The sequence below is a fragment of the Streptomyces sp. RGM 3693 genome (assembly GCF_050471125.1).
Classification (GTDB): domain Bacteria; phylum Actinomycetota; class Actinomycetes; order Streptomycetales; family Streptomycetaceae; genus Streptomyces.
Genome location: NZ_JBMPPQ010000002.1, coordinates 852,943 through 874,963 on the forward strand (window position 1 = coordinate 852,943; position 22,021 = coordinate 874,963).

Consider the following 22,021-nt stretch of genomic DNA (forward strand, 5'->3'; position numbering starts at 1 on the left):
TACCGCGGAGGAATACCCCCGGGCCCCGGGCTATCCAGCAAAGATCACCTGGCGCCGATGAGTAAGGCGTACAGAACCACTCCACAGGAGGACCCCAGTGGCGAAGGCGAAGTTCGAGCGGACTAAGCCGCACGTCAACATCGGCACCATCGGTCACATTGACCACGGTAAGACGACCCTCACGGCCGCCATTACCAAGGTGCTGCATGACGCGTACCCGGACCTGAACGAGGCCTCGGCCTTCGACCAGATCGACAAGGCTCCTGAGGAGCGCCAGCGCGGTATCACCATCTCCATCGCGCACGTCGAGTACCAGACCGAGACGCGTCACTACGCCCACGTCGACTGCCCCGGTCACGCGGACTACATCAAGAACATGATCACCGGTGCCGCCCAGATGGACGGCGCCATCCTGGTGGTCGCCGCCACCGACGGCCCGATGCCGCAGACCAAGGAGCACGTGCTCCTGGCCCGCCAGGTCGGCGTTCCGTACATCGTTGTCGCCCTGAACAAGGCCGACATGGTGGACGACGAGGAGATCCTGGAGCTCGTCGAGCTCGAGGTCCGTGAGCTCCTCTCCGAGTACGAGTTCCCCGGCGACGACGTTCCGGTCGTCAAGGTCTCGGCGCTCAAGGCGCTCGAGGGCGACAAGGAGTGGGGCAACTCCGTCCTCGAGCTGATGAAGGCCGTCGACGAGGCCATCCCGCAGCCCGAGCGTGACGTCGACAAGCCGTTCCTGATGCCGATCGAGGACGTCTTCACGATCACCGGCCGTGGCACCGTTGTCACCGGTCGTATCGAGCGTGGTGTCCTCAAGGTCAACGAGACCGTCGACATCATCGGCATCAAGACCGAGAAGACCACCACCACGGTCACCGGCATCGAGATGTTCCGGAAGCTGCTGGACGAGGGCCAGGCCGGTGAGAACGTCGGTCTGCTGCTCCGCGGCATCAAGCGCGAGGACGTCGAGCGCGGCCAGGTCATCATCAAGCCGGGCTCGGTCACCCCGCACACCGAGTTCGAGGCGCAGGCCTACATCCTGTCCAAGGACGAGGGCGGCCGCCACACGCCGTTCTTCAACAACTACCGTCCGCAGTTCTACTTCCGTACGACTGACGTGACCGGTGTTGTGACCCTCCCCGAGGGCACCGAGATGGTCATGCCGGGTGACAACACCGAGATGAAGGTGGACCTCATCCAGCCCGTCGCCATGGAGGAGGGCCTGAAGTTCGCCATCCGTGAGGGTGGTCGGACCGTGGGCGCCGGCCAGGTCACCAAGATCGTCAAGTAAGACGGTCCGGTTGATCCGGTAGTACTTCGGGAAGCCCCGCTCGCCACCAGGTGGGCGGGGCTTCTTGACAGTTGGGCTTCGATTGGCCTTACGCAACCCGGGTATGGCACACTGTCCAGGTTGCTCGGTTGAGTGCCGATGTTGCGCGCCTCCCGCCGGGAGGACTGGAAGCGAGTCCCAGGTATTCGTCGCCTCTTTTCAGAGGCGGAAGTACGGGAATCTTCCGGGAAGCGTCAGCGGGGTGCCTCTACCAGGCGCCCGGTGGGTGTTCTTCCCCCACGTTCTCCTCCTTGAGGGATCTTCCATGTGGAGATTTACGAGAAGGGGTGCGACACGCCCGACCGCGTGGGTCGGAGAAGAACGGTGACCTCCCGGGTCCCAGAGCGTTACGAGAGACAGGACTACGAAGTAGCCATGGCGGGACAGAAGATCCGCATCCGGCTCAAGGCCTACGACCACGAGGTCATCGACTCTTCGGCGAAGAAGATCGTCGAGACGGTGACTCGCACTGGTGCGTCGGTCGCGGGCCCGGTGCCGCTGCCCACTGAGAAGAACGTGTACTGCGTCATCAAGTCGCCGCACAAGTACAAGGACTCGCGCGAGCACTTCGAGATGCGCACGCACAAGCGCCTGATCGACATCCTCGACCCGACGCCCAAGACCGTTGACTCGCTGATGCGCCTGGACCTTCCGGCCGGCGTTGACATCGAGATCAAGCTCTGAGAGGCGCGGAAGAGATGGCTAAGCAGATCAAGGGGCTCCTGGGCGAGAAGCTCGGCATGACCCAGGTCTGGGACGAGAACAACCGTGTCGTCCCGGTGACCGTGGTGAAGGCCGGTCCTTGCGTCGTTACCCAGGTGCGCACCAATGACCAGGACGGTTACGACTCCGTCCAGATCGCCTTCGGCGAGATCGACCCGCGCAAGGTGAACAAGCCCCTCAAGGGCCACTTCGCGAAGGCCGACGTCACTCCCCGTCGCCACCTCGTCGAGGTCCGTACCGCCGATGCCGGCGAGTACACCCTCGGCCAGGAGCTGACCGCTGAGACCTTCGAGTCCGGCGTCAAGGTGGATGTGACCGGCAAGAGCAAGGGCAAGGGCTTCGCCGGTGTCATGAAGCGTCACGGCTTCCACGGCGGCAAGGCCTCGCACGGTGCCCACCGCGTGCACCGTAAGCCTGGTTCCATCGGTGGCTGCGCCACCCCGGGCCGCGTGTTCAAGGGCATGCGGATGGCCGGCCGTATGGGCAATGAGCGGGTCACCACCCAGAACCTGACCGTCCACGCCGTTGACGCGGAGAAGGGTCTGCTGCTCATCAAGGGCGCAGTTCCTGGTCCGAACGGCGGCCTCGTCCTGGTCCGTACCGCGGCCAAGGGGGCCTGAGGTAACCGATGAGCACCATTGACATCCTTTCGCCGGCAGGCGACAAGGCCGGGACCGTCGAGCTCCCCACGGAGATCTTCGACGCGAAGGTCAGCATTCCGCTGATCCACCAGGTCGTCGTCGCACAGCTGGCCGCTGCCCGACAGGGCACGCACAAGACCAAGACCCGTGGCGAGGTCCGCGGCGGTGGCAAGAAGCCGTACCGCCAGAAGGGCACCGGCCGCGCGCGCCAGGGTTCGACCCGTGCGCCGCAGTTTGCCGGCGGTGGCGTCGTCCACGGCCCCGTGCCGCGTGACTACAGCCAGCGGACCCCGAAGAAGATGAAGGCCGCCGCGCTGCGTGGTGCCCTCTCCGACCGGGCCCGCCACAGCCGCATCCACGTCGTCGCCGGCGTGGTCGACGGCGCGGTGTCCACCAAGGCCGCCAAGGGCCTGCTCGGCAAGATCAGCGACCGTAAGAACGTCCTGCTGGTCGTCGAGCGCTCCGACGAGGCCGCGTGGCTGTCCGCCCGTAACCTGCCCCAGGTGCACATCCTGGAGCCGGGCCAGCTGAACACGTACGACGTGCTCGTCTCCGACGACGTGGTCTTCACCAAGACCGCTTTCGAGTCCTTCGTGTCTGGCCCCAAGGCCGTTGAGACCGAAGGGAGCGACGCCTGATGAGTGAGGCCGTCGTCACCAGCAAGACCTTCACGGACCCGCGCGACGTCCTCGTCAAGCCGGTTGTGTCCGAGAAGAGCTACGCGCTGCTGGACGAGAACAAGTACACGTTCATCGTCGCGCCCGGCTCGAACAAGACCCAGATCAAGCAGGCCGTCGAGGCGGTCTTCTCGGTCAAGGTCACCGGGGTCAACACGATTAACCGTCAGGGTAAGCGCAAGCGCACCAAGACTGGTTTCGGTAAGCGCGCCAACACCAAGCGCGCCATCGTGACCCTCGCCGAGGGCGACCGTATCGACATCTTCGGCGGCCCGGTCTCCTAACGGAGTCCGAGTCGTCCGGAATCGGACGAGGACTGAGAAATGGGTATCCGCAAGTACAAGCCGACGACCCCGGGCCGTCGTGGCTCCAGCGTCGCCGACTTTGTCGAGATCACGCGGTCCACGCCGGAGAAGTCGCTGGTCCGCCCGCTGCACAGCAAGGGCGGCCGTAACAACGCCGGTCGTGTGACCGTTCGCCACCAGGGCGGTGGCCACAAGCGCGCCTACCGCGTGATCGACTTCCGTCGTCACGACAAGGACGGCGTGCCGGCCAAGGTCGCGCACATCGAGTACGACCCCAACCGCACCGCGCGCATCGCGCTGCTGCACTACGCGGACGGCGAGAAGCGTTACATCATCGCCCCGCGCGGTCTGCAGCAGGGTGCTCGGATTGAGAACGGCGCTGGCGCCGACATCAAGCCGGGCAACAACCTGCCGCTGCGCAACATCCCGGTCGGTACGACCATCCACGCCATCGAGCTGCGGCCCGGCGGCGGCGCGAAGTTTGCCCGCTCCGCGGGTGCCTCCGTGCAGCTGCTGGCGCGGGAGGGCTCCATGGCCCACCTGCGCATGCCGTCCGGCGAGATTCGCCTGGTCGACGTCCGCTGCCGCGCCACTGTTGGCGAGGTCGGCAACGCCGAGCAGTCGAACATCAACTGGGGTAAGGCCGGCCGCATGCGCTGGAAGGGCGTTCGCCCGACCGTGCGTGGTGTCGTGATGAACCCGGTTGACCACCCGCACGGTGGTGGTGAGGGCAAGACTTCCGGTGGTCGCCACCCGGTCTCGCCCTGGGGCAAGAAGGAGGGTCGTACTCGCTCGCCGAAGAAGGCCAGCAACAAGTACATCGTCCGCCGCCGCAAGACGAACAAGAAGCGCTAGGAGCGGGTTTAGATGCCGCGCAGTCTCAAGAAGGGGCCCTTCGTCGACGACCACCTCGCTAAGAAGGTGGACACGCAGAACGAAGCCGGCACCAAGAACGTCATCAAGACCTGGTCCCGCCGCTCCATGATCGTCCCGGCCATGCTCGGCCACACGATCGCGGTGCACGACGGCCGCAAGCACGTCCCGGTGTTCGTCACCGAGTCGATGGTCGGCCACAAGCTCGGCGAGTTTGCGCCGACCCGCACCTTCCGCGGCCACGAGAAGGACGACCGCAAGTCGCGTCGTCGCTGATCGACCGGAGTGCGAAGACTATGACTGACACCGAAGGGACAACCATGGAAGCCAGGGCCCAGGCGCGGTACATCCGCGTCACGCCCATGAAGGCCCGCCGCGTGGTGGACCTTATCCGTGGCATGGATGCCACGGAGGCTCAGGCGGTCCTGCGTTTCGCCCCGCAGGCCGCGAGCGTGCCGGTGGGCAAGGTGCTGGACAGCGCCATTGCCAACGCCGCGCACAACTACGACCACACCGACGCCTCTTCGCTGGTCATCAGCGAGGCGTACGTGGACGAGGGCCCGACCCTGAAGCGGTTCCGTCCGCGTGCCCAGGGCCGTGCCTACCGGATCCGTAAGCGGACCAGCCACATCACCGTGGTCGTCAGCAGCAAGGAAGGAACCCGGTAATGGGCCAGAAGGTAAACCCGCACGGGTTCCGGCTCGGCGTCACGACGGACTTCAAGTCCCGCTGGTACGCCGACAAGCTGTACAAGGACTACGTCAAGGAAGACGTCGCCATTCGTCGCATGATGACGAAGGGCATGGAGCGCGCTGGTATCTCGAAGGTTGAGATCGAGCGCACCCGTGAGCGCGTCCGCGTTGACATCCACACCGCTCGCCCGGGCATCGTCATCGGCCGCCGCGGCGCCGAGGCCGACCGCATCCGCGGTGAGCTGGAGAAGCTGACCGGCAAGCAGGTCCAGCTGAACATCCTCGAGGTCAAGAACCCCGAGACCGACGCTCAGCTGGTGGCCCAGGCCGTCGCCGAGCAGCTGTCCTCCCGCGTCTCCTTCCGTCGCGCGATGCGTAAGAGCATGCAGTCGACGATGAAGGCCGGCGCCAAGGGCATCAAGATCCAGTGTGGTGGCCGTCTCGGCGGCGCCGAGATGTCTCGCTCGGAGTTCTACCGCGAGGGCCGTGTGCCCCTGCACACGCTCCGCGCGAACGTCGACTACGGCTTCTTCGAGGCCAAGACCACCTTCGGCCGCATCGGCGTGAAGGTCTGGATCTACAAGGGCGACGTCAAGAACATCGCCGAGGTGCGTGCCGAGAACGCTGCCGCCCGTGCGGGTAACCGCCCGGCCCGCGGTGGCAACGAGCGCCCGCGTCGCGGTGGCGAGCGTGGCGGTCGCGGCCGCAAGCCGCAGCAGCAGGCTCCGGCTGCCGAGGCCCCCAAGGCCGAGGCCGCTGCCGCTGCTCCGGCGGAGAACCCTGGAACGGAGGGCTGACCGACATGCTGATCCCTCGCAGGGTCAAGCACCGCAAGCAGCACCACCCGAAGCGGAACGGTATGGCCAAGGGCGGTACCGAGCTCGCCTTCGGTGAGTACGGTATTCAGGCTGTGACCGCGGCCTACGTGACGAACCGGCAGATCGAGTCCGCTCGTATCGCCATGACCCGTCACATCAAGCGTGGCGGCAAGGTGTGGATCAACATCTACCCCGACCGCCCGCTGACGAAGAAGCCGGCCGAAACCCGCATGGGTTCCGGTAAGGGTTCTCCGGAGTGGTGGATCGCGAACGTCAAGCCCGGTCGGGTGATGTTCGAGCTGTCTTTCCCGAACGAAAAGGTTGCCAAGGAGGCGCTGACCCGCGCCGCCCACAAGCTTCCGATGAAGTGCCGCATTGTGCGGCGCGAGGCAGGTGAGTCGTGATGGCGGCCGGTACCAAGGCGACCGAGCTGCGCGAGCTGAACAACGAGGAGCTCGTTGCCAAGCTGCGTGAGGCCAAGGAGGAGCTGTTCAACCTCCGCTTCCAGGCGGCGACCGGACAGCTCGAAAACCACGGCCGGCTGAAGGCCGTCCGGAAGGACATCGCCCGGATCTACACCCTGATGCGGGAGCGCGAGCTCGGCATCGAGACGGTGGAGAGCGCCTGATGAGCGAGAAGAATGTGACTGAGACGAACGAGCGCGGTTTCCGCAAGACCCGTGAGGGTCTGGTCGTCAGCGACAAGATGGACAAGACCGTCGTCGTCGCCGTCGAGGACCGCGTCAAGCACGCGCTGTACGGCAAGGTCATCCGCCGTACCAACAAGCTCAAGGCGCACGACGAGCAGAACGCTGCCGGTGTCGGCGACCGCGTCCTCCTGATGGAGACCCGGCCGCTGTCCGCCACCAAGCGCTGGCGCATCGTCGAGATCCTCGAGAAGGCCAAGTAATTCCCTCGCGGGGATTTCGACAGGCAAGCACATCCCTCCTAGGGGGACCCCCTAGGAACAGTTCCGCCAGGCTCGGCAGGGGCTGACGTCCCGTAAGGGACAAGCCCCTGCCGGGAACCGGCAGACATTCAGGAGATAGACGTGATCCAGCAGGAGTCGCGACTGCGCGTCGCCGACAACACTGGTGCGAAGGAGATCCTTTGCATCCGTGTTCTCGGTGGCTCGGGTCGCCGCTACGCGGGCATCGGTGACGTCATCGTCGCCACCGTCAAGGACGCGATCCCCGGTGGCAACGTGAAGAAGGGTGACGTCGTCAAGGCCGTCATCGTTCGCACCGTCAAGGAGCGCCGCCGTCCGGACGGCTCGTACATCCGCTTCGACGAGAACGCGGCCGTCATCCTCAAGAACGATGGCGACCCCCGCGGCACCCGTATCTTCGGCCCCGTGGGCCGTGAGCTGCGCGAGAAGAAGTTCATGAAGATCATCTCGCTCGCGCCGGAGGTGCTGTAACCGATGAAGATCAAGAAGGGCGACCTGGTCCAGGTCATCACCGGCAAGGACAAGGGCAAGCAGGGCAAGGTCATCGCGGCCTACCCCCGCGAGGACCGTGTCCTGGTCGAGGGTGTCAACCGGGTCAAGAAGCACACCAAGGCCGGACAGACCGCTCGTGGTTCGCAGACCGGCGGCATCGTGACGACCGAGGCCCCCGTCCACATCAGCAACGTTCAGCTGGTCGTGGAGCAGGACGGCAAGAAGGTCGTTACCCGCGTCGGGTACCGCTTTGACGACGAGGGCAACAAGATCCGCGTTGCCAAGCGGACCGGTGAGGACATCTGATGACTGCCACCACCAACGCGCCGCGTCTCAAGACGCGCTACCGCGAAGAGATCGCCGGGAAGCTGAAGGACGAGTTCTCCTACGAGAACGTCATGCAGATCCCCGGTCTGACCAAGATCGTGGTCAACATGGGTGTGGGCGACGCCGCCCGCGATTCCAAGCTGATCGAGGGCGCCATCCGCGACCTCACCACGATCACCGGCCAGAAGCCGGCCGTCACCAAGGCCCGTAAGTCCATCGCGCAGTTCAAGCTGCGCGAGGGCCAGCCGATCGGTGCCCACGTCACCCTCCGTGGTGACCGCATGTGGGAGTTCCTGGACCGCCTGCTGTCGCTCGCGCTGCCGCGCATCCGCGACTTCCGTGGTCTGTCCCCGAAGCAGTTCGACGGTCGGGGCAACTACACCTTCGGTCTCACGGAGCAGGTCATGTTCCACGAGATCGACCAGGACAAGATCGACCGTACCCGGGGTATGGACATCACCGTGGTCACCACGGCGACCAACGACGACGAGGGCCGCGCCCTGCTTCGTCACCTCGGCTTCCCGTTCAAGGAGGCGTGAGCGAGATGGCGAAGAAGGCTCTTATTGCCAAGGCTGCTCGCAAGCCGAAGTTCGGTGTGCGCGCGTACAACCGCTGCCAGCGCTGCGGCCGTCCGCACTCCGTTTACCGCAAGTTCGGCCTGTGCCGCGTGTGCCTTCGTGAGATGGCTCACCGTGGCGAGCTGCCGGGCGTGACCAAGAGCTCCTGGTAATCCCCTAGTTGGGCATTACCGGAGGCTCTCGGTAAGCAACCGGCCGGCGGGCGCCCGGACCCTTTTCCCGTAGGGTAGAAGGGTTTGGGCGTCCCGCCGCCCGAGACCGACCGCGGGCCCCGCCCGCATAACGTCGCTTACTACGCCGTAGGTCCCCGTGCCGCACCCGTCCCGACCATGTTCGGGGAGAGGGATGGCGCATATAGGAAACCCCGGCGAGAGAGGCCGAAGGCCAATTCATGACCATGACTGATCCCATCGCAGACATGCTGACCCGTCTGCGGAACGCAAACTCGGCGTACCACGACACCGTGGCGATGCCGCACAGCAAGATCAAGTCGCACATCGCGGAAATCCTCCAGCAGGAGGGTTACATCACCGGCTGGAGCGTCGAGGACGCCGAGGTTGGTAAGAACCTCGTCCTCGAGCTGAAGTTCGGGCCGAACCGCGAGCGCTCGATCGCCGGCATCAAGCGGATCTCGAAGCCGGGTCTGCGTGTCTACGCCAAGTCCACCAACCTGCCGAAGGTCCTGGGCGGCCTGGGCGTGGCCATCATCTCCACGTCCCACGGTCTTCTGACCGGCCAGCAGGCGCAGAAGAAGGGCGTGGGTGGGGAAGTCCTCGCCTACGTCTGGTAACAGGGAACGGAGGAATAGCAATGTCGCGTATTGGCAAGCTGCCCATCCAGGTTCCCGCTGGTGTGGACGTCACCATCGAGGGCCGCACGGTCAACGTGAAGGGCCCCAAGGGTTCCCTTTCGCACACCGTCGCGGCGCCCATCGAGGTCGCCAAGGGTGAGGACGGCGTCATCGCCGTTTCCCGCCCGAACGACGAGCGTCAGAACAAGGCCCTGCACGGCCTGTCCCGCACGCTGGTGGCGAACATGATCACCGGCGTGACCCAGGGCTACGTGAAGAAGCTCGAGATCAGCGGTGTTGGTTACCGCGTCCAGGCGAAGGGCTCCAACCTGGAGTTCGCCCTGGGCTACAGCCACCCGATCCTGATCGAGGCCCCCGAGGGCATCTCGTTCAAGGTCGAGTCGCCGACGAAGTTCAGCGTCGAAGGCATCGACAAGCAGAAGGTCGGCGAGGTCGCCGCGAACATCCGCAAGCTGCGGAAGCCCGACCCGTACAAGGCCAAGGGTGTCAAGTACGAGGGCGAAGTCATCCGCCGCAAGGTCGGAAAGGCGGGTAAGTAAGCCATGGCATACGGTGTGAAGATCGCTAAGGGCAACGCCTACAAGCGCGCTGCTGCCAAGCGTCGCCACATCCGCATCCGCAAGCGGATTTCGGGTACTTCGGAGCGTCCGCGTCTGGTGGTGACGCGGTCCAACCGCGGCATCTTCGCTCAGGTGATCGACGACACTGCGGGCCACACTGTGGCCTCGGCGTCGACCCTGGACGCGTCGATCCGTGGTGGCGAGGGCGACAAGAGCGCCCAGGCCCAGAAGGTGGGCGCCCTGGTCGCCGAGCGTGCCAAGGCCGCCGGTGTCGAGGCCGTCGTGTTCGACCGCGGTGGCAAGCAGTACGCCGGGCGGATTGCCGCTCTGGCCGACGCCGCCCGCGAAGCCGGGCTGAAGTTCTAAGCCCCGGTTCCGGAGCTAGCGGACGTAACAGAGAGAGGTAAATCCAATGGCTGGACCCCAGCGCCGCGGGAGCGGTGCCGGTGGCGGCGAGCGGCGGGACCGGAAGGGTCGCGACGGTGGCGCTGCCGCCGAGAAGACCGCGTACGTTGAGCGCGTTGTCGCGATCAACCGCGTCGCCAAGGTTGTCAAGGGTGGTCGTCGCTTCAGCTTCACCGCGCTGGTTGTGGTGGGCGACGGTGACGGCACCGTAGGTGTCGGTTACGGCAAGGCCAAGGAAGTTCCGGCTGCCATCGCCAAGGGCGTGGAAGAGGCCAAGAAGAACTTCTTCAAGGTCCCCCGTATCGCCGGTACCGTCCCGCACCCGATCCAGGGCGAGAAGGCTGCGGGCGTCGTCCTGCTCAAGCCGGCTTCCCCCGGTACCGGTGTGATCGCCGGTGGCCCGGTGCGCGCCGTGCTGGAGTGCGCGGGCATCCACGACGTGCTGAGCAAGTCGCTCGGCTCGTCGAACCCGATCAACATCGTGCACGCCACGGTGACGGCGCTCAAGGGCCTGCAGCGGCCCGAGGAGATCGCCGCCCGTCGTGGCCTGCCGCTGGAGGACGTGGCCCCCGCCGCTCTGCTGCGGGCGCGTGCAGGGGTGAGTGCGTAATGGCTCGCCTCGAAATCACGCAGGTCAAGTCCGTGATCGGTAGCAAGCAGAACCACCGCGACACGCTGCGTTCGCTTGGTCTCAAGCGGATCAACGACGTGGTTGTCAAGGACGACCGTCCCGAGTACCGCGGCATGGTGCACACCGTCCGCCACCTCGTGTCGGTCAAGGAGGTCGACTGACATGGCGGAGAGCAACCCGCTGAAGGTCCACAACCTCCGGCCCGCCCCGGGCGCCAAGACCGCCAAGACCCGTGTTGGTCGTGGTGAGGCGTCCAAGGGTAAGACCGCTGGTCGTGGTACCAAGGGCACCAAGGCCCGTTACCAGGTTCCGGAGCGCTTCGAGGGTGGGCAGATGCCCCTCCACATGCGCCTCCCGAAGCTGAAGGGCTTCAAGAACCCCGCCCACAAGCAGTTCCAGGTCGTGAACCTGGACCGGCTGGCCGCGCTCTACCCGCAGGGTGGCGAGGTTACGGTGGCCGACCTGGTCGCCAAGGGCGCGGTGCGCAAGAACGAGCTCGTCAAGGTGCTCGGCACCGGCGAGATCTCCGTGGCTGTGCAGGTGACGGTGGACGCCGTCTCCGGCTCCGCCAAGGAGAAGATTGCTGCCGCTGGCGGCAGCGTCACCGAACTCCTCTGAGTTCGTTGGTTCAACTGACCGGGGATGCCCATCGTTTGGGGCATCCCCGGTTGGTCGTTCCACGGGGGTACGGTCGCCGGTAAGGTGGCCTGCACTGTTTGTCTTGTCCGGGGTTCGCCCCGGCACCCGCCGTGCGGGCGGTGTCCGCGCGGTAGCCGCTACGTATTCGTCGATCCTCAAGACCGTCACCTCCTGGCCCACAAAGGCGGGAGGCGCAGGAGGCACCGTGCTCACCGCGTTCGCCCGAGCGTTCAAGACGCCCGACCTGCGCAAGAAGCTGCTGTTCACATTGGGCATCATCGTGCTCTACCGGATCGGAGCGCACGTCCCGGTCCCCGGGGTGAACTACGCGAACGTCGAGACCTGCATGAAGCAGGCCGGCGGCAACAGCGGGTTGTTCGCCCTGGTGAACATGTTCAGCGGTGGAGCGCTGCTGCAGATCACGATCTTCGCGCTGGGGATCATGCCGTACATCACGGCGAGCATCATCCTCCAGCTGCTGACCGTGGTGATCCCCCGGCTGGAGGCCCTCAAGAAGGAGGGGCAGTCCGGCCAGGCGAAGATCACCCAGTACACCCGCTATCTGACCGTGGCACTCGCCGTGTTGCAGGGCACCGGCCTGGTGGCCACGGCCCGCAGTGGCGCGCTCTTCCAGAGCTGCCCGGTTGCCAACCAGATCGTGCCCAACAACTCGATCTTCACCACCATCACGATGGTGGTCACGATGACCGCCGGCACCTGCCTGATCATGTGGCTCGGTGAGCTCGTCACCGACCGCGGCATCGGCAACGGCATGTCGATCCTGATGTTCATCTCGATCGCCGCCGGATTCCCGGGCGCGCTGTGGCAGATCAAGCTGACCGGCAAGCTGGCCGACGGCTGGATCGAGTTCTTCTCGGTGATCCTGGTGGGTCTGGCGATGGTCGCCCTGGTGGTCTTCGTCGAGCAGGCGCAGCGGCGCATTCCGGTCCAGTACGCGAAGCGGATGATCGGTCGCCGGTCCTATGGCGGTACGTCCACTTACATCCCGCTCAAGGTGAACCAGGCAGGTGTGATTCCTGTCATCTTCGCGTCGTCGCTGCTCTACATCCCCGCGTTGATCGCTCAGTTCAGCGGATCGAATGCCGGGTGGGCGAGGTGGATTGCCACCAACTTCACCAAGGGAAATCACCCCGTTTACATCGTTACGTACTTCTTGTTGATCGTGTTCTTCGCCTTCTTCTACGTGGCCATTAGCTTCAACCCCGAAGAAGTTGCCGACAACATGAAGAAGTATGGTGGCTTCATCCCGGGCATCCGGGCTGGTCGCCCGACGGCCGAGTACCTCAGCTACGTGCTCAACCGGATCACGTGGCCGGGCTCGCTGTACCTGGGGCTGATCGCGCTCGTACCAACAGTGGCGTTGGTGCTGTTCAACGCGAACCAGAACTTCCCGTTCGGCGGGACGAGCATCCTCATCATCGTGGGTGTGGGTCTGGAGACCGTGAAGCAGATTGAGAGCCAGCTTCAGCAGCGCAACTACGAAGGGTTCCTCCGCTGATGCGAATCGTCCTCGTCGGACCCCCGGGGGCCGGTAAGGGTACGCAGGCTGCGTACCTTGCCAAGAACCTCGCGATCCCGCACATCTCCACGGGGGACCTTTTCCGGGCCAACATCTCCCAGGGCACGCCGCTGGGTGTCGAGGCGAAGTCCTACATGGACGCCGGAAACCTCGTGCCGGACTCGGTCACCATCGGAATGGCCGAGGACCGCATGGAGCAGGCCGATGCGGCCGAGGGCTTCCTGCTGGACGGCTTCCCGCGCAACCTCGGCCAGGCCGAGGCGCTGGACACCTACCTCCAGGACAAGGGCCTCAAGCTCGACGCCGTCCTGGACCTGGAGGTCCCGGAGGACGAGGTCGTCAAGCGGATCGCCGGCCGGCGGATCTGCCGCAAGGACTCCAGCCACGTCTTCCACGTCGAGTACAACACCTCGCAGGTCGAGGGTGTTTGCGACGCCTGTGGCGGCGAGCTGTACCAGCGCGAGGACGACCGCGAGGACACCGTGCGCAAGCGGCTGGAGGTCTACCACTCGGAGACCGAGCCGATCATCGACTACTACAAGGCCCAGGACCTGGTCGTCACGATCCCGGCCCTCGGCAAGGTCGCGGAGGTCACCCAGCGGGCGATGAACGCCCTGGGTCGCGGCGAGTAAAGCGGTAGCTCTGTACGGCCGCGGTGCCCGGCATGGGTGCCGCGGCCGTAGTGTTGGTTGGGCGGGAACGACCCGCGGACGAGAGTGAAGGCGGAAGGCACCGGCATGCTGGAGATCAAGAACCCCGCACAGATCGCGAAGATGCGCGAGGCGGGGCTGGTGGTCGCCGCTATCCACGCGGCCACCCGTGAGGTCGCGGTGCCGGGCGCCACCACCAAGGACCTGGACGAGGCGGCCCGCAAGGTGCTCGCCGAGCACGGTGCGAAGTCCAACTTCCTCGGGTACGGCGGCTTCCCCGCCACGATCTGCACCTCCGTGAACGACGTCGTGGTGCACGGCATCCCGTCCGCCGACACGGTGTTGCAGGACGGCGACATCATCTCCATCGACTGCGGCGCGATCATCGAGGGCTGGCACGGCGACGCCGCGTACACCGCCTTCGTCGGGTCCGGTCACTCCGCGGAGCTGGTCGAGCTTAGCCGGGTCACCGAGGAGTCGATGTGGGCGGGGATCGCCGCGGTCGCCAAGGGCAACCGACTGGTGGACATCTCCAAGGCGATCGAGGGCTACATCCGTCGCCAGCCCCGGCCGGCCAGCGGCAAGTACGGCATCGTCGAGGACTACGGCGGCCACGGCATCGGCTCGCAGATGCACATGGACCCGCACCTGCTGAACTACGTCGACCGCAAGCGCGGCCGCGGCCCGAAGCTGGTGCCCGGCTTCTGCATCGCCATCGAGCCGATGGTCAACCTCGGCACCGCCAAGACGCACGTCCTCGAAGACGACTGGACGGTCAAGTCCAACGACGGCAGCTGGTCCTCGCACTGGGAGCACTCGGTCGCGCTGACCGAGGACGGTCCGCTGGTGCTCACCGCTCCTGATGGCGGCAAGGCCAAGCTCGCGACCCTCGGCATCACCGCGGCGCCGGACCCCCTGGCCTAGTCCGGCCCCTTCCCCGCGCCCGTGAGGATCAGGACATTCCCCGACGCCTGGTCCGGGCCCGGGTGCGTAATGATCTCCGCGGGCGGGCAATAACCCTGGATTCGTCTTTTCTCAGGCACTGACGTAGACTGACGCGTCGGCTCTCGTGCACCCGTGTGCCCGCACGTCGGGTGCGGCAGTGCAAGTGAGTTGATCAAGGTAGCCGATCCGAAAGGCGAAGCGTGGCCAAGAAGCAAGGTGCCATCGAAATCGAGGGCACCGTGATCGAGTCTCTGCCGAACGCAATGTTCAAGGTAGAGCTCCAGAACGGTCACAAGGTCCTCGCGCACATCAGCGGCAAGATGCGGATGCACTACATCCGTATCCTTCCGGATGACCGGGTCGTCGTGGAGCTCTCTCCCTACGACCTGACGCGTGGCCGTATCGTCTACCGCTACAAGTAGATCTTGCCGACGCCCCGCTCCCGTGGGGCAGCGGCACTGACCCGGAGAACCTCACATCCCATGAAGGTCAAGCCGAGCGTCAAGAAGATCTGCGACAAGTGCAAGGTGATCCGCCGCCACGGCCGGGTCATGGTCATCTGCGACAACCTGCGCCACAAGCAGCGCCAGGGCTGACGCACGCCGACCAACCTGCATTTCGCAGTTTTCGCGCGACGCAAGCACAAAACGTACATAAGCAGTCACCCGACCCCCGCATCTGTCGCGTGGGGACGACACCCCCGGCTCGGAGGCCGGGGACCCGGCTCGTAATTCTGCAGAGTCTTACGGGAACGGTGCTGCGGAAGACCTCCGAATAGCCATCAGGAGCCACATCAATGGCACGCCTCGCAGGCGTTGATCTCCCGCGCGAAAAGCGTGTGGAGGTCGCCCTCACCTACGTCTTCGGTATCGGGCGGACGCTCTCGCAGCAGACCCTCGCCGCCACCGGCGTGAACCCGGACACCCGGGTGCGCGACCTGGCCGAGGAAGACCTGGTCAAGATCCGCGAGTACGTGGACAACAACCTCAAGACCGAGGGTGACCTCCGTCGCGAGATTCAGGCCGACATCCGCCGCAAGGTCGAGATCGGCTGCTACCAGGGTCTGCGTCACCGCCGCGGTCTGCCGGTGCACGGTCAGCGCACCAGCACGAACGCCCGTACCCGCAAGGGTCCGCGTCGCGCGATCGCCGGCAAGAAGAAGCCGGGCAAGAAGTAGTCCTCAGCAGGACCACGACAGCGGTCTTCGCTGTAGGACCGACTACCTCCACGGGAGATTTTTAGATGCCTCCGAAGGGCCGTACGGCCGGCGCCAAGAAGGTGCGCCGCAAGGAGAAGAAGAACGTCGCCCACGGGCACGCTCACATCAAGAGCACGTTCAACAACACGATCGTCTCGATCACCGACCCGACCGGGAACGTGATCTCTTGGGCCTCTGCCGGCCACGTCGGCTTCAAGGGCTCGCGCAAGTCCACCCCCTTCGCCGCGCAGATGGCCGCCGAGTCGGCTGCCCGTCGCGCGCAGGAGCACGGCATGCGCAAGGTCGACGTCTTCGTCAAGGGTCCGGGCTCCGGCCGTGAGACCGCGATCCGCTCCCTCCAGGCCACCGGCCTTGAGGTGGGTTCGATCCAGGACGTCACCCCCACCCCGCACAACGGATGCCGCCCGCCCAAGCGTCGCCGCGTCTGACCCACTGAAGTAGGAGACAACTAGACAATGGCGCGTTACACCGGGGCCGACTGCAAGCGTTGCCGTCGGGAGAAGCAGAAGCTCTTCCTCAAGGGGAGCAAGTGCGAGAGCGCGAAGTGCCCGATCGAGATCCGTCCTTACCCCCCGGGTGAGCACGGTCGCGGGCGCACCAAGGACAGCGAGTACCTGCTCCAGCTTCGTGAGAAGCAGAAGTGCAGCCGTATCTACGGTGTCCTTGAGAAGCAGTTCGTGGGCTACTACAAGGAAGCGAACCAGAAGACCGGCAAGACCGGTGAGAACCTTCTGCGCATCCTTGAGACCCGCCTCGACAACGTGGTCTACCGGGCCGGCTTCGCCAAGTCCCGTGACCACGCTCGTCAGCTGGTCCGCCACGGACACGTTCAGGTCAACGGCCGCAAGACCGACATCCCGTCGGCCCGCGTCGCCGTGAACGACATCATCGAGGTCCGCGAGGGCTCCAGGAACCTGACCCCCTTCGAGGTGGCCAAGGCGGAGGCCGGCGAGAAGACCGTCCCGGCGTGGCTGGAGTCGATCCCCTCGCAGCTGCGGATCCTCGTGCACAGCCTGCCCGAGCGCCAGGTGATCGACACCCAGGTGCAGGAGCAGCTGATTGTCGAGCTCTACTCCAAGTAAGAGCTCTAGCGGAATGGTCTGGGCGGTACGGAGCCAATGGCGTCGTACCGCCCGTACCCTTTGAAGTACAGCGGGCGTCAAATAGCGGGCGTCCACGACTGAAGGAAAGACACCATGCTGATTGCTCAGCGTCCCTCGTTGACCGAAGAGGTCGTCGACGAGTACCGCTCCCGGTTCGTGATCGAGCCGCTGGAGCCCGGCTTCGGCTACACCCTCGGCAACTCCCTGCGCCGGACCCTGCTCTCCTCGATCCCGGGTGCGGCGGTCACGTCCATCCGCATCGACGGTGTGCTGCACGAGTTCACCACCGTGCCGGGCGTCAAGGAGGACGTCACCGACCTGATCCTCAACATCAAGCAGCTGGTCGTCTCCTCGGAGCACGACGAGCCGGTCGTGATGTACCTGCGCAAGCAGGGCCCGGGTCTGGTCACCGCCGCCGACATCGCGCCGCCGGCCGGCGTCGAGGTGCACAACCCCGACCTGGTCCTGGCCACGCTGAACGGCAAGGGCAAGCTGGAGATGGAGCTGACCGTCGAGCGCGGTCGCGGCTATGTCTCCGCCGTGCAGAACAAGCAGGTCGGCCAGGAGATCGGCCGGATCCCGGTCGACTCGATCTACTCGCCGGTCCTCAAGGTCACCTACAAGGTCGAGGCGACCCGTGTCGAGCAGCGCACCGACTTCGACAAGCTGATCGTCGACGTCGAGACCAAGCAGGCGATGCGTCCGCGCGACGCCATGGCCTCGGCCGGTAAGACCCTGGTGGAGCTGTTCGGCCTCGCCCGCGAGCTGAACATCGACGCCGAGGGCATCGACATGGGCCCGTCCCCCACGGACGCCGCCCTCGCCGCCGACCTGGCGCTGCCGATCGAGGAGCTGGAGCTCACCGTCCGCTCCTACAACTGCCTCAAGCGCGAGGGCATCCACTCCGTGGGTGAGCTCGTGGCGCGCAGCGAGGCGGACCTGCTCGACATCCGCAACTTCGGTGCGAAGTCGATCGACGAGGTCAAGGCGAAGCTGGCCGGCATGGGCCTGGCGCTCAAGGACAGCCCGCCCGGATTCGACCCGACCGCTGCCGCCGACGCCTTCGGCGCGGACGACGACGCGGACGCCGGGTTCGTCGAGACCGAGCAGTACTGATCTGCCTGACGGCGGGGTGGCCGAGCGGTTTTGGCTGTCCCGCCGTCCCGGCTGAGGTTTTCGTCCGCATGCGTCGGACGGGCTGATTTTTTCCCCGGCCGGGGGTTCGGGGGCATCCCCGGACGAATGCAGTGTGACTTCCGCGGGGCGGCCGCCTCGTGGGAACTGACACCGGTACCTGATACGGCCGGTGCAGCAATGAAGGAGATACACCATGCCGAAGCCCACCAAGGGCGCCCGTCTGGGCGGCAGCGCTTCGCACCAGAAGGCGCTCCTGCGGAACCTGGCGACCAGCCTCTTCGAGCACGGCCGCATCACCACGACCGAGGCCAAGGCCCGTCGTCTGCGTCCGTTCGCGGAGCGTCTGGTGACCAAGGCGAAGAAGGGCGACCTTCACAACCGCCGCCAGGTCATGGAGCTGATCACGGACAAGAGCGTCGTGCACACGCTCTTCACCGAGATCGCGCCGCGGTTCGCGGAGCGTCCGGGTGGCTACACCCGTATCACCAAGATCGGTAACCGTCGTGGTGACAACGCTCCCATGGCCGTCATCGAGCTGGTCGAGGGTGAGATCGCCAAGAAGGCGACCGTCGCCGAGGCCGAGGCCGCGACCAAGCGCGCGGTGAAGGAGTCCGAGGCTGCGGCCGAGGCTCCGGCCGAGGAGTCGAAGGACGCCTGAGTCCGTCGTCGCTGAACGGTGAGCGGGTCCGTCCCTTCGGGGGCGGGCCCGCTTCCGTCTGTGGTGGGCCTGAGAGGATTGCTGGTGTGAGTGACGAAGTGAAGCCCGGGTTCGTCCGGGTGCGGCTGGACCTGTCGTACGACGGCGCGGAGTTCTCCGGATGGGCCAAGCAGCGTGAACGGCGCACGGTCCAGGGGGAGTTGGAGGACGCGATCCGGACCGTGACGCGGTCGGGCGAGACGTACGAGCTCACCGTCGCCGGGCGGACCGACGCCGGGGTGCACGCCCGCGGGCAGGTGGCGCACGTGGACCTGCCGGTGGAGCTGTGGGCCCAGCACGGCGACCAGCTGATGCGGCGGCTGGCCGGGCGGTTGCCCAAGGACGTCCGGGTGTGGCGGATCTCGGAGGCGCCGTACGGCTTCAACGCGCGGTTCTCGGCGATCTGGCGGCGGTACGCGTACCGGGTCACCGATCACCACGGGGGTGTCGATCCGCTGCTGCGGGGACACGTGCTGTGGCACGACTGGGAGCTGGACGTGGCGGCGATGAACGCCGCCTCGCGGCCGCTGCTGGGGGAGCACGACTTCGCGGCCTACTGCAAGCGGCGGGACGGTGCGACGACCATCCGCACGCTCCAGGAGCTGAGCTGGGAGCGGGACGCGGCCGGGATCGTCACGGCGACGGTGCGGGCGGACGCGTTCTGTCACAACATGGTGCGGTCGCTGGTGGGGGCGCTGCTGTTCGTGGGCGACGGGCACCGGCCGGTGGACTGGCCGGGGAAGGTGCTGGCCGCCGGGGTGCGGGACTCCGCCGTCCATGTCGTCCGGCCGCACGGGCTGACGCTGGAGGAGGTCGGGTACCCGGCCGACGAGCTGCTGATGGCGCGGAACAAGGAAGCGCGCAACAAGCGGTCGCTGCCTGCGTGCGGCGGCTGCTGAGGTGGTGCCCGCCCCGGGCCGCTGGGGCGGGGGTGGGCACCACTCGGCGGGTCAGGAGGTCTGGCCGGCCTTCCGCTGGGCTTCCTTGAGCTGCTGCTCGGCGGCCTTGGCGGCCTGGTCCTTGCCGCGCTGGGCGATCTGGGTGAAGGCGTAGGCGCCGCCGTCCCGGCCGATCTGCTGGGCCGGGTTCGCGCCGCCGGCGACGTCCTTGCCGTTGGTGTAGCCGGCGATGGTGAAGTACGCGTAGCGGCCGGTGGCGTTGGTGGTCATCAGGCACTTGCTGCCCTGGCAGAAGTTCGCGGGGACGCCGCCGCCGGCCAGCGGCATGAGGTTGGGCTTGTTCTCGTTCATCACCGCGGCGGCCTTGGCGGGTGAGTCGAAGACCGCGATGCCGATGGTGACCGCGACCCCGCCCTGGGAGTAGGTGGCGCGCAGCAGCTGCTTGCAGCCGTTGTGGCTGAGCGAGGAGACCAGAGCTCCCTGGGCGCCGGCGGTGCAGTCCGCGGAGCTGTCGGTGCTGGTCTGCGGGTAGCTGTGCTCGCCGACGACCATGCTCTTCTGGGGGAAGAGGGTGGCGGGGGTGAGCGGCGCGGTGTCCTTCTTGGGGTCGGAGATGTAGTCCTGCGGGTTGGGCGGGGGCGGGACCGAGACGTCGGGGAAGGACGGCTTGTCGTCCGGCAGGGCGGACTGTCCGGAGGCGCTGGGGTGGGCCGTGGGGTTGCCGTTGGAGGAACTGTTGCTGTTGATCACGGCGGCGGCGACGATGCCGGCGACCGCGAGCACCGCGACCGCGCCGCCGCCGATCACCATCCAGCGCTTGCGGCGGGAACGCGCCTGGCTCTCGTCGGCCAGTGCCTCCCAGTTCGGAGTGGAACCCCCCGGGCCGTCGAACGGCCCCCCTTGCCCAAAGCTCATGCCGCGCATCCTAATGGGCGGAGCTGGCGGTGTGGCGGGGGGAGCGGATCCCGTCGGGGCCGGTGCGGGGGCCGGGTGTCGTGGGCTGCGGTGACGGCCCGGATCCGGGTGGCGGGGAGGGGCGGGGCCGGGGTCGTCGATGCGGCTGCGGGGACTCGCCCGCACGTCTGTCCGGGGCGCGTTTTGACCCGTACGGGGTTGGATCGGTATCCTGCTGGTTCGTTATGCGTATGGGCTTGCTCTATCTCACGTGAGGGGCCTTACGCCGGCTAGCCGAGTCGCTGACCAGCGGTGGACGATCGGGTTGCGTCGCCCGTAGTGCCACCTCACTGTGTGAGTAGTCGCGGTGCCAGTACAGGACCCTTCCCCGAGGTCCCTTGGACCTGGGGATACCCCAACTCACGAAGCGAAGGCTAAGACGTGCGTACGTTCAGCCCCAAGCCCGGCGATGTTCAGCGCCAGTGGCACATCATTGACGCGCAGGACGTCGTCCTGGGTCGTCTGGCCAGCCAGACTGCATCCCTCCTCCGGGGTAAGCACAAGCCGGTTTACGCCCCTCACGTTGACACCGGTGACTTCGTCATCATCATCAACGCCGAGAAGGTGCACCTCTCCGGCAACAAGCGCACCCAGAAGATGGCCTACCGCCACTCCGGCTACCCGGGTGGTCTGCGCTCCGTCCGTTACGACGAGCTGCTGGCCAAGAACCCCGAGAAGGCCGTCGAGAAGGCCATCAAGGGCATGCTCCCCAAGAACACCCTCGGCCGTCAGATGCTCTCGAAGCTGAAGGTCTACGCGGGCGCCGAGCACCCGCACGCTGCGCAGCAGCCGGTCCCGTTCGAGATCACCCAGGTCGCGCAGTAAGTCCGGCCACCCCCTAAGACGACAGAGAATTCTTAAGGAGCATCGTGGCTGAGACCACCCCCGAGACCCCGCTGGACGAGGTTGAGGTCGAGGAGTACACCACCGAGACCGAGGTTCCGCTGGAGGGTGAGTACACCTCCGAGTCCCTCGCGTCCCGCTTCGGCGAGCCGCAGCCGGCCGCCGGCCTGGGCCGTCGCAAGAACGCCATCGCCCGCGTCCGGATCGTCCCGGGCACCGGCCAGTGGAAGATCAACGGCCGCACCCTTGAGGGCTACTTCCCCAACAAGGTGCACCAGCAGGAAGTCAACGAGCCCTTCAAGGTGCTCGAGCTGGACAACCGCTACGACGTCATCGCCCGCATCTCCGGCGGCGGCATCTCCGGCCAGGCCGGTGCGCTGCGCCTGGGCGTGGCCCGTGCGCTGAACGAGGCGGACGTGGACGCCAACCGTCCCGCCCTGAAGAAGGCCGGGTTCCTCAAGCGTGACGACCGTGCGGTCGAGCGCAAGAAGGCCGGTCTCAAGAAGGCCCGTAAGGCTCCGCAGTACAGCAAGCGCTAGTCGCGCGCTGCACGCAGGCAGCTCTTGGCGAACGCCCCGGTGGCA

Annotated in this window: 36 protein-coding genes; 35 read left to right on the forward strand and 1 reads right to left on the reverse strand. The window is 66.3% G+C overall.

Going from position 1 to position 22,021, the window contains the following annotated elements; all coding sequences use genetic code 11:
• Positions 1–97 precede the first annotated feature (97 nt).
• The 33 genes from tuf to truA all read left to right on the forward strand — a co-directional run bounded on the left by tuf (position 98) and on the right by truA (position 19,640).
• Positions 98–1,291 (forward strand): elongation factor Tu, encoded by a 1,194-nt coding sequence (tuf, locus tag ACO0M4_RS21120; protein WP_430372369.1) that lies wholly within the window; start codon positions 98–100, stop codon positions 1,289–1,291.
• Between the two features lie 414 nt (positions 1,292–1,705).
• Positions 1,706–2,014 (forward strand): 30S ribosomal protein S10, encoded by a 309-nt coding sequence (gene rpsJ, locus ACO0M4_RS21125; protein WP_003948644.1) that lies wholly within the window; start codon positions 1,706–1,708, stop codon positions 2,012–2,014.
• Positions 2,015–2,028: 14 nt separating this feature from the next.
• Complete coding sequence (gene rplC / locus ACO0M4_RS21130; protein ID WP_016571053.1) at positions 2,029–2,673, forward strand: 50S ribosomal protein L3; 645 nt, start codon at positions 2,029–2,031, stop codon at positions 2,671–2,673.
• 8 nt (positions 2,674–2,681) lie between these two features.
• On the forward strand, positions 2,682–3,332 hold the full coding sequence (rplD, locus tag ACO0M4_RS21135) for a 50S ribosomal protein L4 (protein WP_430372373.1): 651 nt from the start codon (positions 2,682–2,684) through the stop codon (positions 3,330–3,332).
• Entirely contained in the window at positions 3,332–3,655 is a 324-nt protein-coding gene (gene rplW, locus ACO0M4_RS21140) for a 50S ribosomal protein L23 (protein WP_430372375.1), read from the forward strand. The genes rplD and rplW overlap by 1 nt, the downstream gene beginning before the upstream one ends.
• 39 nt (positions 3,656–3,694) lie before the next feature.
• Positions 3,695–4,531, forward strand: coding sequence for a 50S ribosomal protein L2 (rplB, locus tag ACO0M4_RS21145; RefSeq protein WP_390020609.1), 837 nt, complete (start codon positions 3,695–3,697; stop codon positions 4,529–4,531).
• A gap of 12 nt (positions 4,532–4,543) precedes the next feature.
• Complete coding sequence (gene rpsS / locus ACO0M4_RS21150) at positions 4,544–4,825, forward strand: 30S ribosomal protein S19 (RefSeq protein WP_043264896.1); 282 nt, start codon at positions 4,544–4,546, stop codon at positions 4,823–4,825.
• A 44-nt stretch (positions 4,826–4,869) separates the two neighbouring features.
• Positions 4,870–5,217 carry a 50S ribosomal protein L22 gene (gene rplV, locus ACO0M4_RS21155; RefSeq protein WP_004571827.1) on the forward strand — a complete coding sequence of 116 codons (348 nt, stop codon included), beginning with the start codon at positions 4,870–4,872 and terminating at the stop codon, positions 5,215–5,217.
• The gene (rpsC, locus tag ACO0M4_RS21160) at positions 5,217–6,038 is read left to right on the forward strand and encodes a 30S ribosomal protein S3 (protein ID WP_066980863.1); all 822 of its coding nucleotides are present in this window, start codon (positions 5,217–5,219) and stop codon (positions 6,036–6,038) included. The genes rplV and rpsC overlap by 1 nt, the downstream gene beginning before the upstream one ends.
• Before the next feature lie 5 nt (positions 6,039–6,043).
• Positions 6,044–6,463, forward strand: a complete 420-nt coding sequence (rplP, locus tag ACO0M4_RS21165; RefSeq protein WP_016571059.1) for a 50S ribosomal protein L16 — start codon at positions 6,044–6,046, stop codon at positions 6,461–6,463.
• Entirely contained in the window at positions 6,463–6,687 is a 225-nt protein-coding gene (gene rpmC / locus ACO0M4_RS21170) for a 50S ribosomal protein L29 (RefSeq protein WP_043264893.1), read from the forward strand. Before rplP ends, rpmC begins: the two co-directional genes overlap by 1 nt.
• Positions 6,687–6,968 carry a 30S ribosomal protein S17 gene (gene rpsQ, locus ACO0M4_RS21175; RefSeq protein WP_006604882.1) on the forward strand — a complete coding sequence of 94 codons (282 nt, stop codon included), beginning with the start codon at positions 6,687–6,689 and terminating at the stop codon, positions 6,966–6,968. The genes rpmC and rpsQ overlap by 1 nt, the downstream gene beginning before the upstream one ends.
• Positions 6,969–7,109: 141 nt before the next feature.
• Positions 7,110–7,478 (forward strand): 50S ribosomal protein L14, encoded by a 369-nt coding sequence (rplN, locus tag ACO0M4_RS21180; RefSeq protein WP_003998823.1) that lies wholly within the window; start codon positions 7,110–7,112, stop codon positions 7,476–7,478.
• Positions 7,479–7,481: 3 nt separating this feature from the next.
• On the forward strand, positions 7,482–7,805 hold the full coding sequence (gene rplX / locus ACO0M4_RS21185; protein ID WP_100604420.1) for a 50S ribosomal protein L24: 324 nt from the start codon (positions 7,482–7,484) through the stop codon (positions 7,803–7,805).
• Positions 7,805–8,365 carry a 50S ribosomal protein L5 gene (gene rplE / locus ACO0M4_RS21190; RefSeq protein WP_016571061.1) on the forward strand — a complete coding sequence of 187 codons (561 nt, stop codon included), beginning with the start codon at positions 7,805–7,807 and terminating at the stop codon, positions 8,363–8,365. The genes rplX and rplE overlap by 1 nt, the downstream gene beginning before the upstream one ends.
• Positions 8,366–8,370: 5 nt before the next feature.
• Complete coding sequence (locus tag ACO0M4_RS21195) at positions 8,371–8,556, forward strand: type Z 30S ribosomal protein S14 (RefSeq protein ID WP_205356622.1); 186 nt, start codon at positions 8,371–8,373, stop codon at positions 8,554–8,556.
• A 239-nt stretch (positions 8,557–8,795) separates the two neighbouring features.
• Positions 8,796–9,194 (forward strand): 30S ribosomal protein S8, encoded by a 399-nt coding sequence (gene rpsH, locus ACO0M4_RS21200; RefSeq protein ID WP_100604418.1) that lies wholly within the window; start codon positions 8,796–8,798, stop codon positions 9,192–9,194.
• A gap of 20 nt (positions 9,195–9,214) precedes the next feature.
• Complete coding sequence (gene rplF / locus ACO0M4_RS21205; RefSeq protein WP_430372378.1) at positions 9,215–9,754, forward strand: 50S ribosomal protein L6; 540 nt, start codon at positions 9,215–9,217, stop codon at positions 9,752–9,754.
• A gap of 3 nt (positions 9,755–9,757) precedes the next feature.
• Positions 9,758–10,141: a 50S ribosomal protein L18 gene (gene rplR, locus ACO0M4_RS21210; RefSeq protein WP_430372379.1), complete on the forward strand. Its 384-nt coding sequence runs from the start codon at positions 9,758–9,760 to the stop codon at positions 10,139–10,141.
• 46 nt (positions 10,142–10,187) lie between these two features.
• Positions 10,188–10,790, forward strand: coding sequence for a 30S ribosomal protein S5 (gene rpsE, locus ACO0M4_RS21215; RefSeq protein ID WP_016571065.1), 603 nt, complete (start codon positions 10,188–10,190; stop codon positions 10,788–10,790).
• Positions 10,790–10,972 (forward strand): 50S ribosomal protein L30, encoded by a 183-nt coding sequence (gene rpmD, locus ACO0M4_RS21220; RefSeq protein ID WP_016571066.1) that lies wholly within the window; start codon positions 10,790–10,792, stop codon positions 10,970–10,972. Before rpsE ends, rpmD begins: the two co-directional genes overlap by 1 nt.
• A gap of 1 nt (position 10,973) precedes the next feature.
• Positions 10,974–11,429: a 50S ribosomal protein L15 gene (rplO, locus tag ACO0M4_RS21225; protein WP_430372382.1), complete on the forward strand. Its 456-nt coding sequence runs from the start codon at positions 10,974–10,976 to the stop codon at positions 11,427–11,429.
• A 226-nt stretch (positions 11,430–11,655) separates the two neighbouring features.
• A complete protein-coding gene (gene secY / locus ACO0M4_RS21230) occupies positions 11,656–12,969 on the forward strand; it encodes a preprotein translocase subunit SecY (protein ID WP_430372384.1) in 1,314 nt (437 codons plus the stop codon).
• On the forward strand, positions 12,969–13,622 hold the full coding sequence (locus ACO0M4_RS21235) for an adenylate kinase (protein WP_430372385.1): 654 nt from the start codon (positions 12,969–12,971) through the stop codon (positions 13,620–13,622). Before secY ends, ACO0M4_RS21235 begins: the two co-directional genes overlap by 1 nt.
• Before the next feature lie 105 nt (positions 13,623–13,727).
• Positions 13,728–14,564 carry a type I methionyl aminopeptidase gene (gene map, locus ACO0M4_RS21240; protein ID WP_430372386.1) on the forward strand — a complete coding sequence of 279 codons (837 nt, stop codon included), beginning with the start codon at positions 13,728–13,730 and terminating at the stop codon, positions 14,562–14,564.
• A gap of 221 nt (positions 14,565–14,785) precedes the next feature.
• A complete protein-coding gene (gene infA / locus ACO0M4_RS21245) occupies positions 14,786–15,007 on the forward strand; it encodes a translation initiation factor IF-1 (protein WP_003956442.1) in 222 nt (73 codons plus the stop codon).
• Positions 15,008–15,067: 60 nt separating this feature from the next.
• Positions 15,068–15,181 (forward strand): 50S ribosomal protein L36, encoded by a 114-nt coding sequence (gene rpmJ / locus ACO0M4_RS21250; RefSeq protein WP_003956441.1) that lies wholly within the window; start codon positions 15,068–15,070, stop codon positions 15,179–15,181.
• A 200-nt stretch (positions 15,182–15,381) separates the two neighbouring features.
• Positions 15,382–15,762, forward strand: a complete 381-nt coding sequence (gene rpsM / locus ACO0M4_RS21255) for a 30S ribosomal protein S13 (protein WP_006604894.1) — start codon at positions 15,382–15,384, stop codon at positions 15,760–15,762.
• A gap of 65 nt (positions 15,763–15,827) precedes the next feature.
• Positions 15,828–16,232: a 30S ribosomal protein S11 gene (rpsK, locus tag ACO0M4_RS21260; protein ID WP_004571845.1), complete on the forward strand. Its 405-nt coding sequence runs from the start codon at positions 15,828–15,830 to the stop codon at positions 16,230–16,232.
• 27 nt (positions 16,233–16,259) lie between these two features.
• A complete protein-coding gene (rpsD, locus tag ACO0M4_RS21265) occupies positions 16,260–16,886 on the forward strand; it encodes a 30S ribosomal protein S4 (protein ID WP_430372388.1) in 627 nt (208 codons plus the stop codon).
• Positions 16,887–17,000: 114 nt separating this feature from the next.
• Positions 17,001–18,023 (forward strand): DNA-directed RNA polymerase subunit alpha, encoded by a 1,023-nt coding sequence (locus ACO0M4_RS21270; RefSeq protein WP_003956430.1) that lies wholly within the window; start codon positions 17,001–17,003, stop codon positions 18,021–18,023.
• 214 nt (positions 18,024–18,237) lie between these two features.
• On the forward strand, positions 18,238–18,702 hold the full coding sequence (gene rplQ, locus ACO0M4_RS21275; RefSeq protein ID WP_430372389.1) for a 50S ribosomal protein L17: 465 nt from the start codon (positions 18,238–18,240) through the stop codon (positions 18,700–18,702).
• An 86-nt stretch (positions 18,703–18,788) separates the two neighbouring features.
• On the forward strand, positions 18,789–19,640 hold the full coding sequence (truA, locus tag ACO0M4_RS21280; RefSeq protein WP_430372391.1) for a tRNA pseudouridine(38-40) synthase TruA: 852 nt from the start codon (positions 18,789–18,791) through the stop codon (positions 19,638–19,640).
• 51 nt (positions 19,641–19,691) lie between these two features.
• Here the strand turns inward: truA and ACO0M4_RS21285 are convergent, their stop codons facing one another.
• Positions 19,692–20,555, reverse strand: coding sequence for a hypothetical protein (locus tag ACO0M4_RS21285; RefSeq protein WP_430372393.1), 864 nt, complete (start codon positions 20,553–20,555; stop codon positions 19,692–19,694).
• 420 nt (positions 20,556–20,975) lie between these two features.
• Here ACO0M4_RS21285 and rplM point away from each other — a divergent pair, with 420 nt between their 5' ends.
• Both rplM and rpsI read left to right on the forward strand, forming a co-directional pair.
• Positions 20,976–21,419 (forward strand): 50S ribosomal protein L13, encoded by a 444-nt coding sequence (gene rplM, locus ACO0M4_RS21290; RefSeq protein WP_390020575.1) that lies wholly within the window; start codon positions 20,976–20,978, stop codon positions 21,417–21,419.
• A gap of 44 nt (positions 21,420–21,463) precedes the next feature.
• Positions 21,464–21,976: a 30S ribosomal protein S9 gene (gene rpsI, locus ACO0M4_RS21295; RefSeq protein ID WP_100604406.1), complete on the forward strand. Its 513-nt coding sequence runs from the start codon at positions 21,464–21,466 to the stop codon at positions 21,974–21,976.
• The last annotated feature ends 45 nt before the right edge of the window (positions 21,977–22,021 follow it).